We start from the raw sequence: 14,408 nt of genomic DNA on the forward strand, positions 1-14,408 counted from the left end.
AAAAAATGAATATTTAAAAAAGGAATAAAAGCAGAGGCAAGTAAATGTTTATTAAAGCATTACAACGGCAGAACCCGGCGCTGATTGCGACAGCGCTCCGCTTCTGGCAGCAAGGGCTTATCGCCCCGGATAGCTGGGTTATTGATGTCGATCAGGTGCTGGAAAATGGCAAGCTGCTGCTGAAGACCGCGCAGCAATATGGAATTAGCCTGTACGTGATGACCAAGCAGATTGGTCGAAATCCGTGGCTGGCAGAAAAGCTGTTGGCGCTGGGGTATCAGGGCATTGTTGTTGTGGATTACAAAGAGAGTCGGGTGATGCGCCGTGCCGGTTTGCCCGTTTCCCATCAGGGTCATCTGGTGCAAATACCTTCCGCGCAGGTGGCGGGCGCGGTAGAGCAGGGTACCGAAGTCATTACCCTGTTCTCTCTGGAGAAAGCTCAGGAAGTTTCGGCGGCGGCGGTAGCAAGCGGTCGGGCGCAGGCGGTCATGCTTAAGGTCTATGGAGAGAGCGATTTCCTCTATCCGGGACAGGAGAGTGGATTCGCGTTGGCTGAGCTGGACAACGTGGTGGCTCATCTTCAAAGCCTGCCGGGCATTGAACTGACCGGGCTCACCCACTTCCCTTGCCTGCTGTGGGATGACGAACAGGAAAAAATTCTGCCAACGCCGAATTTACGCTCTTTGCTCGCCGCGAGAGACAAGCTCGAAAGTCTCGGCGTGACGGTTCAGCAACTGAATGCGCCTTCGGCAACCAGCTGCAGCTCTCTGCCGCTACTGGCGGAGTTTGGCGTCACCCACGCTGAGCCGGGGCATGCGCTGACCGGTACCATCCCCGCCAACCAGCAGGGAGATCAACCGGAGCGTGTTGCCATGCTGTGGCTGAGTGAAATTTCCCATCATTTTGCCGGGCAAAGCTATTGCTACGGCGGCGGCTATTATCGGCGTGGTCATGCTAAGCATGCGCTGATATTCGCTCCGGCCAGCGAAAAAGCCCAACTGGCGCAGCTTAATGCGGTAGATGACAGCAGCATTGATTACTACCTGCCGCTGGAAGGTGAGTTTCCTGTCGGCAGTGCGGCAATCTTCTGTTTCCGCACGCAGATTTTCGTTACCCGTAGCGATGTGGTGCTGATTGCCGGTATTCAAAGCGGCAGCCCTGAAATCGTTGCCCGTTATGACAGTCTTGGCAACGTTCTGGAGGACTAATGGCGAGATTTGTGGTGTTGGTGATAGACAGCTTTGGCGTCGGCGCGATGGCTGATGTTCCCGAAGTGAGGCCGCAGGATATCGGTGCGAATACCTGCGGGCATATTCTGCAACGCTTTCCTGCGCTGCGGCTGCCAACGCTGGAAAAGCTGGGTCTGATAAACGCCCTCGGTTTTGCCCCAGGTGTGATGCAGCTTTCTGAAGATGCCGTATGGGGAACCGCAGAGCTTGAACATGAGGGCGGTGATACCTTTATGGGGCATCAGGAGATTTTTGGGACCAAACCCCGAACCCCGCTGCGAATGCCATTTAATGCTGTTATCGATAAGGTTGAAGATGCGCTGCTTGCCGCCGGACATCAAACAGAGCGTCATGGCAAAGGCCCGTTTTGGCTGTTGGTGGACGGCGCGGTGGCGGTTGGCGATAACCTGGAAGCCGATCTGGGGCAGGTTTACAACATCACCGGCAACCTGAGTGAAAAGACTTTTGCTGAGGTGAAAACGATTGGCAGGACGGTGCGTGAACAGGCTTCCGTGGGACGCGTTATCACTTTTGGCGGTCAGCTGTCCAGTACACAGAATATCTTCGACGCGGTGGAAGAGAAAGAGGGCGGCTATATCGGTATCAACGCACCGCGCTCAGGCGCCTATAAACAGGGATTCCAGGTTGTGCATATGGGCTACGGCGTTGATGAACAGGTGCAGGTTCCTGCCCAGCTCTTTGCGGTGGACGTTCCGACGGTTCTCGTCGGCAAGGTCGCTGATATCGTTAGCAATCCCCATGGCATCAGCTGGGAAAATCTGGTCGATAGCCAGCAGATTATGGAGATCACCCGGGCGGAGTTTAACCGCCGGGAGACGGCATTTATCTGCACCAATATCCAGGAAACCGATCTGGCGGGTCATGCTGAAGATGTGGAGCGCTATGTCGACAGGCTGGAGCTGGTCGATGAGCAGCTGGCTCTGCTGATGGCGGATATGCGCCCGGATGATTGCCTGGTGGTGATGGCCGACCACGGTAACGATCCAACGATAGGCCACAGTAAACACATGCGGGAGAAGGTGCCGCTGCTGGTGTGGTCTCCCGGGCAATCGCCTGCACGGCTCGGGACCCGTCGCACGTTGTCTGATGTCGGCGCGACCGTATGCGACTTTTTTGGTGCGCATGCGCCGGAAAATGGGTGCTCTTTCCTTTCGCTTATAACGCTCGCAAGGAATACATAATGATGATTGATAGCTCCGGTTATACCTACGCGCACGAGCACTTACATATCGATTTGTCCGGTTTTAAAGGCAACATCGATTGTCGCCTGGATCAATACGAACTGATTAGTAAAGAGATGCGCGATTTAATGCACCTCGGCGTGCGCAATATTGTTGAGATGACTAACCGTTATATGGGGCGCAACCCGTCCTTTATGTTGGATCTGATGCGCGATACCGGCATCAACGTGATTGCCTGCACCGGCTATTATCAGCACGCTTTCTTTCCTGAGCATGTTGCTACCCGTTCTGTGCAGGAACTGGCGCAGGAGATGATCGATGAGATCGAAATCGGTATTGATGGCACACCGCTCAAAGCCGGAATTATCGCCGAAATCGGTTCCAGTGAAGGGGTGATTACCGATCTGGAAGCCAAAGTGTTTAGCGCCGCGGCGCTGGCGCATAACGCGACCGGACGACCTATCTCAACGCATACTTCGTTTAGCACCATGGGGCTGGAGCAGCTTGCCCTGCTGAAACAACACGGCGTCAATCTCTTCCGCGTGGTTATTGGCCATTGCGACCTGAAAGATAATATCGATGATATTTTGCGCATGATCGATCTCGGCGCTTATGTCCAGTTCGACACAATTGGTAAAAACAATTATTACCCCGACGCAAAACGCATCGCTATGCTGCTCGCCCTGCGTGAAAGGGGCTGCCTGGACCACGTCATGCTGTCGATGGATATCACCCGCCGTTCTCACTTAAAGGCTAATGGCGGCAACGGTTACGACTATCTGTTGACTACCTTTGTCCCTCTGCTTTACCAGGCCGGTTTCAGCCAGGCCGATGTGGATCTGATGTTACGAACTAACCCTACTCAATTTTTCCTGTAAGGACATAGAGATGAAAAAGATTGGTGTTGCTGGCTTACAGCGCGAGCTGATTAAAAAAACGATTGAAAATACGGCGCCAGGGTGTTTCGAGGTGTTCATCTACAACGACATGGAAGCGGCTATGAAGGTGAAAAACGGCCAGTTGGATTACTACATTGGTGCGTGTAACACCGGTGCTGGCGCGGCGCTTTCCATTGCGATCGCCATTATCGGGATCAACAAAAGTTGCACTGTTGCTAAGCCGGGTATTAAGGCGAAAGAGGATCAGATTGCAAAAATGGTGGCGGAAGGAAGAGTCGCGTTTGGCCTTTCGGTTGAACATATTGAACATGCGATCCCATTACTGATCAACTATTTAAAATAAAAAGGCACTGTTATGGCGCTTTATATTCAACTCATTGTGGTGGCTTGTCTGACGGGGATGACGTCGTTACTGGCGCACCGGTCAGCCGCGGTTTTTCATGATGGTATTCGCCCGATCCTCCCGCAGTTGATTGAAGGTAACATGCATCGTCGGGAAGCGGGCAGTATCGCATTTGGTTTAAGTATTGGCTTTGTCGCCTCAGTCGGGATTTCGTTCACGTTGAAAACCGGGCTGCTGAATGCCTGGCTGCTGTTTTTGCCTACCGATATCCTTGGTGTACTGGCAGCGAATAGTCTTTTGGCTTTCGGCCTGGGGGCGGTCTGGGGGATTCTGATCCTTACCTGCCTGCTGCCGGTTAACCATCTGCTGACGGCGCTACCGGTCGATGTATTGGGATCGTTGGGCGAATTGAGTTCGCCGGTAGTATCCGCTTTTGCACTGTTCCCATTGGTGGCCATTTTCTACCAGTTCGGTTGGAAAAGCAGCCTGCTGGCAGCGGTTGTTGTACTGATTACGCGCGTACTGGTCGTCCGCTATTTCCCGCATCTCAATCCTGAGTCGATTGAGATTTTCATTGGCATGGTAATGCTGTTGGGGATTGCGATTACCCAGGATCTGCGCAATCGCGGTAGCGAGGATCATGACGCCAGCGGGATGTCGGTGTTTGAAGAGCGCACGTCGCGGATTATCAAAAACCTGCCGTATATCGCTATTGTGGGCGCGCTGATTGCGGCGGTAGCCAGCATGAAAATTTTTGCCGGTAGCGAGGTGTCCATCTTTACTCTGGAAAAAGCGTATTCGGCAGGCGTGACGCCGGAGCAGTCGCAAACGATGATTCATCAAGCGGCGCTGGCGGAGTTTATGCGTGGTCTGGGTTTCGTGCCGATGATCGCCACTACCGCCCTGGCTACCGGGGTGTATGCGGTTGCCGGTTTTACCTTCGTGTATGCAGTGGGCTACCTGGCGCCGAATCCGTGGATTGCCGCGCTGCTGGGCGCTCTGGTGATTTCAGCGGAAGTGCTGCTGCTGCGTTCAATCGGTAAGTGGTTGGGGCGCTATCCTTCAGTGCGCAATGCGTCAGATAACATTCGTAATGCGATGAACATGCTGATGGAGATGGCGCTGCTGGTTGGCTCTATTTTTGCCTCCATCAAAATGGCTGGGTATACCGGTTTCTCAATCACCGCTGCGATCTACTTCCTCAATGAGTCGTTGGGACGTCCGGTTCAAAAAATGGCCGCGCCGGTTGTGGCAGTCATGATTACCGGTATTGTGCTGAATATTCTGTTCTGGCTCGGATTATTTATTCCGGCATAAGAAGGAGCGTGGGTTATGAGAACCTTTCCGCTGGAAGGTCTGTCGCTGGTTGAAGCCCAACATAAGCAGTTCGCGCTAGTGGATGCTATCTGTCGCCATTTTCCTGGGGCCGATTTCCTGCGCGGTGGTGACTTTGGTCTGGCGTCGGGGCTGAATCAGCCCCGCGTCACGCAGCGCGTCGAAGCAGTGCTGGCTGATGCATTCCAGGCCGAGGCCGCCGTGCTGCTGCAGGGAGCCGGGACCGGGGCAATTCGCGCGGCGATAGCGGCATTGGTGAAGCCCGGCGGCACGCTATTAATCCACGATGCGCCGGTCTATCCGACGACCTCGGTGATTATTGAGCAGATGGGACTAAAGCCAATTCGCGTGGACTTTAACGATCTGGCGGCGCTATCAGAGACGGTGGCGCAGCATCGACCCGATGCTGCGCTGGTGCAGCATACGCGTCAGTGCCCTGAAGATAGCTATCGGTTGGCAGAGGTGCTCTCTGTGCTTAATGAGCAGCATGTTCCGACACTGACCGACGATAACTACGCGGTGATGAAGGTGGCGAATATCGGCTGCGAATGCGGTGCGACGCTGGCGACATTTTCCTGCTTTAAGCTGTTTGGTCCGGAAGGCGTGGGTGCGGTGGTGGGACGTGCTGATGCCGTTGCCCGCATCCGCGCCAGCATGTATTCCGGCGGCAGCCAGATTCAGGGGGTGCAGGCGCTGGAAGTACTGCGAGGGATGGTGTTCGCCCCAGTGATGCACGCAGTGCAGGCGGGGGTGACGGAGCGGCTTCTGCTGCAGTTGAATCACGGCGTGGTGCCGCAGGTTAAACAGGCAATTATCGCTAACGCGCAGTCCCGGGTCCTGCTGGTTGAGTTTCATCAGCCGATTGCGGAGCAGGTACTGGCTAATGCGCAGCGGCTTGGGGCATTGCCATATCCGGTTGGCGCCGAGTCAAAATATGAAATACCGCCGTTGTTCTATCGCTTATCCGGAACCTTCCGTGAGGCAAATCCGAGTATTGAACGCTATGCGATTCGTATTAACCCTAATCGTAGCGGTGAGGAAACGGTGTTGAGAATATTGCAGGAAAGCTGTGAGGAAGTGCATTAATGCAATTTGTAGCCCGGTGCATCATGCTCCGGGCTACAGAGCGATTAGTGATTTGAGAACCAGTTCAGCTTATCGCGCAGACCGACCACGCGACCGACAATAATCAGTGCCGGGCTGGCCATTTGCTGGGCCAGAATATCCAATTGTTCTAACGTGCCGGTGACAACTTTCTGCGTTATCGCCGTTCCGTTTTCAACGATGGCTGCGGGCATATCCGCCGCCATGCCGTGGGCAATCAGCTTTTCCCGGATCGCCGGGGCCTGGTTCAGGCCCATATAAAACACCAGGGTTTGCTTTTCAACCGCCAGGTTTTCCCAGTCCAGCTCGCCGCCGGTCTTAAGGTGGCCGGTGACCAGGCGCACGCCCTGGGCAAAATCCCGGTGGGTCAGGGGAATGCCCGAGTAGGCGGAACAGCCTGAGGCCGCGGTAATTCCTGGTACAACGGAGAACGGAATACCGGCATGGCACAAGGTTTCCAGCTCTTCACCGCCGCGGCCAAAGATAAACGGATCGCCGCCTTTCAGCCGTACAACGCGTTTCCCCCCCTGGGCTTCGCGCAGCAGAATCTGGTTAATCTCTTCCTGCGGTACGCAGTGGTAGCCCGAGCGTTTACCCACGAAGACCCGATCGGCATCGCGGCGCACCAGATTCATAATATCGTCGGAGACCAGGCGGTCATAAACCACGACATCGGCCTGCTGTATTTGCTGCAGGCCTTTGAGCGTCAGCAGTCCGGCATCGCCGGGGCCGGCGCCCACCAGTACCACTTCACCGCGATGATCCAGCGGCTCGGTCAGCAGCTGCTCCGTGGCATCAGCGACGGCCTGACGGTCCTCATTGGCCAGCGACTGCGCCAGTCTGTCATTAACAAACAGCTTCTCCCAGAAGCGTCGGCGCTCGCCGACGGTGGCAAACTGCTTCTTCACCCTTGAGCGCAGCTGACCTGCGTAGTGGGCCAACTGGCCCAAATGTAATGGCAGAACCGACTCCAGCTTTTCGCGCAGCAGGCGCGCCAGCACCGGCGAGGTGCCGCCGGATGAGACGGCAACCATCAGCGGTGAACGGTCGATAATCGACGGCATGATAAAGCTGGCCTGCTGAGGGGCGTCGACCACATTGCAAAATATTCGCCTTTCTTCCGCTGATTCGCTGACCTGTTGATTAACCGCTTCGTTGTCGGTTGCGGCAATGGCCAGCCAGCTGTTATCCAGCAGAGCAGGATTAAACTCGCCCTGAACCAGGGTCAACATGTTTGCATCGGCCCATACCTGGAATTGCGGCACAAAATCCAGGGCATTAACCGTCAATCTGGCGCCAGCGTCCAGTAACAGGCGAGCTTTACGTTCAGCCACATCGCCGCCGCCGACTAACAAGCAGTCACGATCGCGTAATTGGCAAAATATAGGCAAATGGTCCACGACATTCCCTCTTAATTATTGGCAGCAGCCTTAGAATCTGGCTATCCGGCTATTTTATTTGTCAGGTTGAGCCTGGGGAGTGCTCACACAAAATTCATCGAGTTTTGAACGCCCTTTAGGGCGGCCCGAAGGGTGAGCGTAGCGAATCATCCTCATGTACTACGTGTACGTTCCGGTTGTTCCGCGCTTTCTGTGTTCAACCTGTCTGCACCGATTACACCTACTGAGCCAGACTCTCAGTCTCGTTAGTTTTTTCCGGGGCGGGGCGCTCCGATTGCGGCGTAGCATACCAATAACCCAACCCCATAAATACGACACCGGACAAAGTATTGCCGAGTGTTACCCATAACAGATTGTGACCGATTCCCGCAAGCGTGTAGGCATCGCTGTGATGGCCAAACCAGGAGAGGGCAAACAGCGTCATGTTGGCGACGGAGTGCTCATAGCCGGACGCGATAAACGCCAGCAGACACCACCAGATAGCAATAAATTTTGCCGCGCCCTCGGTACGAATCGCCATCCAGATCGCCAGACACACCAGCCAGTTACACAGCGCGCCTTTGAAAAAGAGCGCCATCGCGGATTGGCTGGTTTTTGCCAGCGCGACGGTATGGACGAGGCTGGTATCGACCGGCAGCAGGCCGCCGCCGCCCCAGCTATACAGCAGCGCCACGAATACGGAACCCAGAAGGTTACCGACCCAGGTTTGCGGCAGAATCGCCCACATCTGACCCTGACGGATGGTTCCCGCCTTCACCCCCAGGGTAAGGAACATGGTGTGGCCGGTGAACAATTCAGAGCCGGCGATAATCACCAACGTTAACGCAATGCCAAAGGTGGCGCCCATCACCAGTGGGCGAACGGCAGGGTCGAGCAGGTTGCCGAGGGTGAATATAAGGATGATGCCGAGGCCGACGTAGGCGCCTGCCATCATGGAGCTGACCCAGAAGCTGAGTGGATGATTGGCCGAGAGGCGCGCAATACGTCCGGCGTTGGCCGCGCACTTGTTGATTGTGTCCGTAAACATAGGAGCTCCTTTCGCACCTCATCCTTTGCGCTGCCTCTTGGTTGGCTGCCTTCGCGATGCAGTACAAATGATGTTGTGCCATCAATTGAAGAAAAAAATGCAAAAAAAGGGAGGCGTTGCGCCTCCCGTAAAATGATTAACCGCGTAGCTGCACGACGCCGTCTTTCACTCGGACTTCATAGTGCGCCACCGAATGACTTTCATCTTCCATACACAGGCCATCGCGCAGTCGGAAGCGCTGCTTTTTCAGCGGGCTGGCCACCCACAGCTCGCCCTGATGCTCGGCGATCAGGCCGCGAGAGAGGACGCTGGACTCGAAGAACGGGTCGATATTGCTAATCGCAAACACCTGGTCACCGTGATAGGGGCGGAAAATCGCCACTTGTTTATCGCCTAACAGCGCGCAGACGCCGGTTTCCGGCAGGATGTCATCGAGTTTGCAGATATTTTTCCACTGGCTCATGCGTTTTCCTCCACCAGAGTTACCGGGATACGTTCGTAGGGCGTGGCCGGGCGATGCTGTTCACGCTCAGGCACTACCTGGACGTTAGGGTCGCGCTTGTCGCTGTTGATAAAGTGTTTGAAGCGTACCTGGGCCGCTGGCGAGTTAACGGTTTCCGTCCACTCGCAGACTACCGCTGCACGCAGGCGGGCCATCTCTTCTTCCAGATGCTCGTTCAGGCCCAGCTTGTCATCAATGATGACCGACTTCAGATAATCGATGCCGCCTTCCAGGTTATCCAGCCACGGCGCGGTACGGGTCAGTTTGTCGGCGGTACGGATATAGAACATCATGAAGCGGTCGAGGTATTTCATTAGCGTTTCGCGGTCAAGATCCGCCGCCAGCAAATCCGCGTGGCGCGGCTTCATGCCGCCGTTGCCGCAGACGTAAAGGTTCCAGCCTTTCTCCGTGGCGATGATGCCGACGTCTTTACCCTGGGCTTCCGCGCACTCGCGGGTACAGCCGGAGACGCCAAACTTCATTTTATGCGGCGTACGAATGCCTTTGTAGCGGTTTTCCAGCTCGACGCCGAAGCCGACGCTGTCGCCTACCCCGTAGCGGCACCAGGTACTGCCGACGCAGGTTTTCGCCATCCGCAGCGCCTTGGCATACGCATGGCCGGTTTCGAAGCCCGCTTCGATCAACTGACGCCAGATTTCTGGCAGATCGTCTTTTTGCGCGCCGAACAGGCCGATACGCTGAGAGCCGGTGATCTTGGTGTACAGATTAAATTCGCGGGCGATACGGCCGACGGCCACCAGGCCTTCCGGCGTGATTTCGCCGCCCGCAGAGCGCGGGATAACGGAGTAGGTACCGTCTTTCTGGATGTTGGCCAGGAAGTTGTCGTTGGTATCCTGCAGCGGGGTATGCTGCGGCTTGAGGATATATTCGTTCCAGCAGGAAGCCAGCAGCGAGCCCACGGTCGGTTTACACACTTCGCAGCCGTAGCCTTTTCCGTGTTTCGCCAGCAGCTCTTCAAAGGTTTTGATGCCTTCCACCCGGATGAGGTGGAACAGTTCCTGACGGGAGTACGCAAAGTGCTCGCACAGGTTATTGTTGACTTCGATACCCTGTTTCGCCAGTTCGGCGTTGAGCACCTGAGTCACCAGCGGGATACAGCCGCCGCAGCCGGTACCGGCTTTGGTTTCCGCCTTCAGCGCCGCCACCGTGTGGCAGCCTTTATTAATAGCGGCAATCAATGCGCCCTTAGTGACATCGAAGCAGGAACAAATTTGCGCGCTGTCCGGCAGCTTATCGACACCGATGGACGGCTTACCGCTGCCCGCGTGCGCCGGCAGGATTAGCGAGTCGGGGTTTTCCGGCAGTTCGATGGCGTTCAGCACCAGCTGCAGCAGATTGCCGTAATCGCTGGTATCGCCCACCAGCACCGCGCCGAGCAGGGTCTTGTTGTCAGGGCTGACGATAAGGCGTTTGTAGACCTCTTTGCTTTCATCGAGATAAACATAGCTGCGCGCGCCCGGCGTACGACCGTGAGCGTCGCCAATGCCGCCGACGTCAACGCCCAGCAGCTTCAGCTTGGCGCTGAGATCCGCGCCTTCAAAGGCGTTTTCGGTCTGGAGAATATGGTCAACGGTCACCTGGGCCATTTTGTAGCCAGGTGCGACCAGGCCAAAAACGCGGTTGTTCCAGCTGGCGCATTCACCGATGGCGTAGATATCCGGGTCAGAGGTCTGACAGGCATCGTTGATCACGATACCGCCGCGGGGAGCGACTTCCAGACCGCACTGGGTGGCCAGCTTATCGCGTGGACGGATACCGGTAGAGAAGACAATAAAGTCGACTTCCAGCTCGCTGCCGTCGGCAAAACGCATGGTTTTACGCGCTTCGGTACCTTCCTGAACGATCTCTTTGGTGTTTTTGCTGGTGTGAACGCGTACGCCCATGCTTTCGATTTTACGGCGCAGCTGTTCGCCGCCCATCTGATCCAGCTGTTCAGCCATCAGCATGGGCGCGAATTCAATCACGTGGGTCTCAACGCCGAGGTTCTTCAGCGCGCCCGCGGCTTCCAGACCTAGCAGACCGCCGCCGACGACCGCGCCGCGTTTGCTGCGGCGGGCGCAGGCTTCAATAGCGTTAAGGTCTTCAATGGTGCGATAAACAAAGCAGTCCTGAGTTTCCGAGCCTTTAATCGGCGGGATCCACGGATAGGAGCCGGTCGCCATAATCAGCTTGTCATAGAAAACGGTACGGCCCGCGCTGGAGTGGATAACCTTCTCCTGACGGTTGATGGTGATGGCGCGTTCGCCGACCAGCACCTTAACGCCGTGCTTCTCGTAGAAACCTTCCCGTACCAAAGAGAGTTCTTCGGCGGTATGGTGAGAGAAGTAGGAGGAGAGGTGCACGCGGTCGTAGGCGATACGGGGTTCTTCACAGAAGACGGTAATATCGAACAGGCTGGCGTCGGATTTATCAAGAAGGTCCTCAATAAAGCGGTGGCCGACCATACCATTACCAATGATAGCGAGTCTGACTTTGCTCATTTTTGCCTCGATTTCTTTTATATTACCGCCTACCTTAACGATTCAGCCGCGACACTTATTGATGCAAATCAATTACACCTTTACCTACTACTTAAGTGGTATGTTTATGATTTGTCAGTATTTTTGTAAGTGTTGGAAAACGCTGGCTTTTCCTTTTTGCTTTTTTTATGTACAAAATTGGCAACGGAGACCCACGGCGGGTTGAGTAAAACTTCAGCAACAATTACGGGAGTCATCGATATGACAGCAGCGCCGCTTTGGTTAATTGAGAACGTTCGTCTGCCCGATCGCGAAGGGTTATGGCAGATAGCGATAGACAAGGGGCGCTTCGGGAATATCACCCCCATGGGCGAGGCGCGCAATGAGAGTTATGAAGTGCTGAACGCGCGCGGCGGGCTGGCCATTCCTCCGTTTATTGAGCCGCATATACACCTCGATACCACCCAAACCGCCGGAGAGCCGAACTGGAATCAGTCCGGAACCCTGTTTGAAGGGATTGAGCGTTGGGCGGAGCGGAAGGCGTTATTGAGCCATGAGGATGTTAAAGCCCGCGCGTGGAAGACGCTGAAGTGGCAGATCGCCAACGGCATCCAGTTTGTACGTACCCACGTTGATGTTTCCGACCCTACGCTGACCGCGCTCAAAGCCATGCTGGAGGTCAAACAGGAGGTTGCGCCGTGGGTAGAGCTGCAGATTGTCGCCTTCCCACAAGAGGGTATTTTATCCTATCCCAATGGTGAGGCTCTGCTGGAAGAGGCGCTGCGTCTGGGTGCCGACGTGGTGGGCGCGATTCCGCATTTTGAATTTACGCGCGAATATGGCGTGGAATCCCTGCACATCGCTTTCCGTCTGGCGAAAAAGTATCAGCGGCCTCTGGATATCCACTGTGATGAAATCGATGATGAACAGTCGCGGTTCGTTGAAACCGTGGCGGCCCTGGCGTTAAAAGAGGGCATCGGCCCGCGAGTGACCGCCAGCCATACCACCGCGATGCACTCCTACAATGGCGCGTATACGTCGCGTCTTTTTCGTTTGCTGAAGCTGTCGGGCATTAACTTCGTCGCTAACCCACTGGTCAATATTCACCTCCAGGGACGCTTTGACGACTATCCGAAGCGCCGCGGCATCACGCGCGTGAAGGAGCTGATGGCGGCGGGTATTAACGTCTGCTTTGGCCATGACGATGTATTTGACCCCTGGTATCCGCTGGGGACAGGCAATATGCTGCAGGTGCTGCATATGGGGCTGCATGTTTGCCAGATGATGGGCTATCAGCAGATTAATGATGGACTGAAGCTGGTGACGGAAAACAGCGCGCGAACGTTTGGTCTGAGCGATTATGGTATTGCGAAGGGGAACCCGGCGAATCTGGTGATTCTGCCCGCGGAAAACGGGTTTGAGGCCGTGCGCTGTCAGGTACCGGTGCGCTGGTCAATTCGTCAGGGGAGAGTGATTGCAACGACGCAGCTGGCGCAGACCTGGGTACAGACGGACAGGGGCGGGGAAGAGTTGTTCTTTACTCGAAATAGCCCCTTTGCCGGAACAAAGGGGCCTGAGGCTTAGTGGGATTCCGCTGCCGCGTTGTTCTGACGGTGGCGGGAGACAAAGCCGAGGATCAGACACATCACAAATACCACCGCGTAGAGAACGTTAGCGGTATGCAGCGCCGCCAGCGGGCCGCTGGCGGCAACAATAGGACCAGTAACCACGAAGGTCAGCATGGTGCCTACCGTGCCGCAGGTGAGAATGAAGTTCACCAGCTTCGGCGATGACACTTTGGTCTGCAGCGAGCCCAGGGTGATGATCGACGTATAAATAGCGCTGGAGAAGAAGCCGAGGGTCAGGATAAACCACGGCATATGCTCCGGCGAACCGTTGATAAACAGATACATCAGTACCGTCGCTACGCCTGCCAGCACGGTCAGAATACGCTGCAGGTCGAAGAAGCGCAGAATAAAGCTGAATGACCACATGCCGATCATGTACGACATCCAGAAATCACTCACCAGTTTACCTGCATCACCAAGACTCATGCCCAGGCCTTTGGCGTATTCCGGTACCCAGGAGATGAAGCCCAGCTGGCCGAGGATATAGCACAGCGCGGCGATGGAGAGGAACAGCACGCCGATACCCCATTTCTCTTTCACTACCGGCTGGCTATCCTGCAGGGCTTTTTTGCCTAATACCGGGAATTCACAGCCGAAAGTCAGCACGAAAATCGCGACGTAGACCAGGCCGATGCAGGCATATACCCAGTACCACTCGATGCTGCGCGCCAGCAGATAAGCGGCCAGCATTGGAAAAATCATCCCCGCCATGCTGAAGAAGGAGTCGGTGAACAGCAGACGCGCCCCGCGCTGACGACCTTCATACATATGGGTGATCAGGAAGGTACCAATCGACATGGTAATCCCGCTGACCAGGCCAAGCACGAACATCGAAGCGGAAAACAGCGCCAGGCTGTGGCTGAACATTAAACCCGCGACGGCCAGAACCATCAGGATAAAGCCAAAACGCAGCTGGGTTTTCAGCGGAACAATTTCCATCAGCCAGGCGTTCAGGAAGATAGAGATCAGGATACCGGCATTAAGGAAGGTAAAGGTGTTGCTCATACTGGAAACAGGCAGATGAAAATAATCTGCGATGTTTCCCATCACCATCCCGGTGACAATCACCAACGCGCCGGTCAGGGCGTAGGAGAAAAAGCTGATCCATGTGAGCTTGATACGGTTGCTGTTAGTCATGACTGGCCTGTGAATAGAAATGTAAAGCGCGTTGACTCTGCGCCGGGCGGACAGATTTTATGCGTTAGTGTGATTCAAGCAAACTTTTATTATGAGAATTAGATGTTTTTGCAATTATTAAT

Annotated in this window: 12 protein-coding genes; 7 read left to right on the plus strand and 5 right to left on the minus strand. The window is 55.3% G+C overall.

What is annotated here, in order from left to right; all coding sequences use genetic code 11:
* Nucleotides 1–44: 44 nt before the first annotated feature.
* The 6 genes from EGY08_RS17100 to EGY08_RS17125 are packed head-to-tail and all read left to right on the plus strand — an operon-like array spanning nucleotide 45 to nucleotide 6,094.
* The gene (locus EGY08_RS17100) at nucleotides 45–1,208 is read left to right on the plus strand and encodes a YhfX family PLP-dependent enzyme (protein ID WP_049114525.1); all 1,164 of its coding nucleotides are present in this window, start codon (nucleotides 45–47) and stop codon (nucleotides 1,206–1,208) included.
* Complete coding sequence (locus EGY08_RS17105; protein ID WP_123828705.1) at nucleotides 1,208–2,431, plus strand: phosphopentomutase; 1,224 nt, start codon at nucleotides 1,208–1,210, stop codon at nucleotides 2,429–2,431. The genes EGY08_RS17100 and EGY08_RS17105 overlap by 1 nt, the downstream gene beginning before the upstream one ends.
* A complete protein-coding gene (locus tag EGY08_RS17110) occupies nucleotides 2,431–3,309 on the plus strand; it encodes a phosphotriesterase-related protein (RefSeq protein WP_123828706.1) in 879 nt (292 codons plus the stop codon). Before EGY08_RS17105 ends, EGY08_RS17110 begins: the two co-directional genes overlap by 1 nt.
* Before the next feature lie 10 nt (nucleotides 3,310–3,319).
* Nucleotides 3,320–3,673 carry a DUF2620 domain-containing protein gene (locus EGY08_RS17115; protein WP_123828707.1) on the plus strand — a complete coding sequence of 118 codons (354 nt, stop codon included), beginning with the start codon at nucleotides 3,320–3,322 and terminating at the stop codon, nucleotides 3,671–3,673.
* A gap of 12 nt (nucleotides 3,674–3,685) precedes the next feature.
* Nucleotides 3,686–4,990, plus strand: coding sequence for a YhfT family protein (locus EGY08_RS17120; protein WP_123828708.1), 1,305 nt, complete (start codon nucleotides 3,686–3,688; stop codon nucleotides 4,988–4,990).
* A gap of 15 nt (nucleotides 4,991–5,005) precedes the next feature.
* Nucleotides 5,006–6,094 carry an aminotransferase class I/II-fold pyridoxal phosphate-dependent enzyme gene (locus EGY08_RS17125; protein WP_123828709.1) on the plus strand — a complete coding sequence of 363 codons (1,089 nt, stop codon included), beginning with the start codon at nucleotides 5,006–5,008 and terminating at the stop codon, nucleotides 6,092–6,094.
* 44 nt (nucleotides 6,095–6,138) lie between these two features.
* On the opposite strand, the gene cysG is transcribed toward EGY08_RS17125, so the two are convergent.
* From cysG to nirB, 4 genes are all read right to left on the minus strand, one after another.
* On the minus strand, nucleotides 6,139–7,512 hold the full coding sequence (gene cysG / locus EGY08_RS17130; protein ID WP_004126006.1) for a siroheme synthase CysG: 1,374 nt from the start codon (nucleotides 7,510–7,512) through the stop codon (nucleotides 6,139–6,141).
* Between the two features lie 220 nt (nucleotides 7,513–7,732).
* Complete coding sequence (nirC, locus tag EGY08_RS17135) at nucleotides 7,733–8,539, minus strand: nitrite transporter NirC (RefSeq protein ID WP_004126003.1); 807 nt, start codon at nucleotides 8,537–8,539, stop codon at nucleotides 7,733–7,735.
* A gap of 136 nt (nucleotides 8,540–8,675) precedes the next feature.
* Nucleotides 8,676–9,002, minus strand: coding sequence for a nitrite reductase small subunit NirD (gene nirD / locus EGY08_RS17140; protein WP_004126000.1), 327 nt, complete (start codon nucleotides 9,000–9,002; stop codon nucleotides 8,676–8,678).
* Nucleotides 8,999–11,542, minus strand: a complete 2,544-nt coding sequence (gene nirB, locus EGY08_RS17145) for an NADPH-nitrite reductase large subunit (protein ID WP_004125996.1) — start codon at nucleotides 11,540–11,542, stop codon at nucleotides 8,999–9,001. The genes nirD and nirB overlap by 4 nt, the downstream gene beginning before the upstream one ends.
* 240 nt (nucleotides 11,543–11,782) lie before the next feature.
* Here nirB and EGY08_RS17155 point away from each other — a divergent pair, with 240 nt between their 5' ends.
* On the plus strand, nucleotides 11,783–13,105 hold the full coding sequence (locus EGY08_RS17155) for a cytosine deaminase (RefSeq protein ID WP_004125993.1): 1,323 nt from the start codon (nucleotides 11,783–11,785) through the stop codon (nucleotides 13,103–13,105).
* Here the strand turns inward: EGY08_RS17155 and tsgA are convergent.
* Nucleotides 13,102–14,286: an MFS transporter TsgA gene (gene tsgA / locus EGY08_RS17160; RefSeq protein ID WP_049114521.1), complete on the minus strand. Its 1,185-nt coding sequence runs from the start codon at nucleotides 14,284–14,286 to the stop codon at nucleotides 13,102–13,104. The two genes, EGY08_RS17155 and tsgA, sit on opposite strands and share 4 nt — an antisense overlap.
* Nucleotides 14,287–14,408 lie beyond the last annotated feature (122 nt).

The organism is Klebsiella sp. FDAARGOS_511, assembly GCF_003812845.1.
In the GTDB taxonomy this organism is placed as follows: domain Bacteria; phylum Pseudomonadota; class Gammaproteobacteria; order Enterobacterales; family Enterobacteriaceae; genus Klebsiella; species Klebsiella grimontii.

Excerpts from the sequence above, each read along its gene's own strand:
- nirC (WP_004126003.1), bottom strand. The coding sequence starts at position 8,539 with ATGTTTACGGACACAATCAACAAGTGCGCGGCCAACGCCGGACGTATT.
- tsgA (WP_049114521.1), bottom strand. The coding sequence starts at position 14,286 with ATGACTAACAGCAACCGTATCAAGCTCACATGGATCAGCTTTTTCTCC.
- nirD (WP_004126000.1), bottom strand. The coding sequence starts at position 9,002 with ATGAGCCAGTGGAAAAATATCTGCAAACTCGATGACATCCTGCCGGAA.
- EGY08_RS17100 (WP_049114525.1), top strand. The coding sequence starts at position 45 with ATGTTTATTAAAGCATTACAACGGCAGAACCCGGCGCTGATTGCGACA.
- EGY08_RS17120 (WP_123828708.1), top strand. The coding sequence starts at position 3,686 with ATGGCGCTTTATATTCAACTCATTGTGGTGGCTTGTCTGACGGGGATG.
- EGY08_RS17105 (WP_123828705.1), top strand. The coding sequence starts at position 1,208 with ATGGCGAGATTTGTGGTGTTGGTGATAGACAGCTTTGGCGTCGGCGCG.
- EGY08_RS17125 (WP_123828709.1), top strand. The coding sequence starts at position 5,006 with ATGAGAACCTTTCCGCTGGAAGGTCTGTCGCTGGTTGAAGCCCAACAT.
- EGY08_RS17110 (WP_123828706.1), top strand. The coding sequence starts at position 2,431 with ATGATGATTGATAGCTCCGGTTATACCTACGCGCACGAGCACTTACAT.
- EGY08_RS17155 (WP_004125993.1), top strand. The coding sequence starts at position 11,783 with ATGACAGCAGCGCCGCTTTGGTTAATTGAGAACGTTCGTCTGCCCGAT.
- nirB (WP_004125996.1), bottom strand. The coding sequence starts at position 11,542 with ATGAGCAAAGTCAGACTCGCTATCATTGGTAATGGTATGGTCGGCCAC.
- EGY08_RS17115 (WP_123828707.1), top strand. The coding sequence starts at position 3,320 with ATGAAAAAGATTGGTGTTGCTGGCTTACAGCGCGAGCTGATTAAAAAA.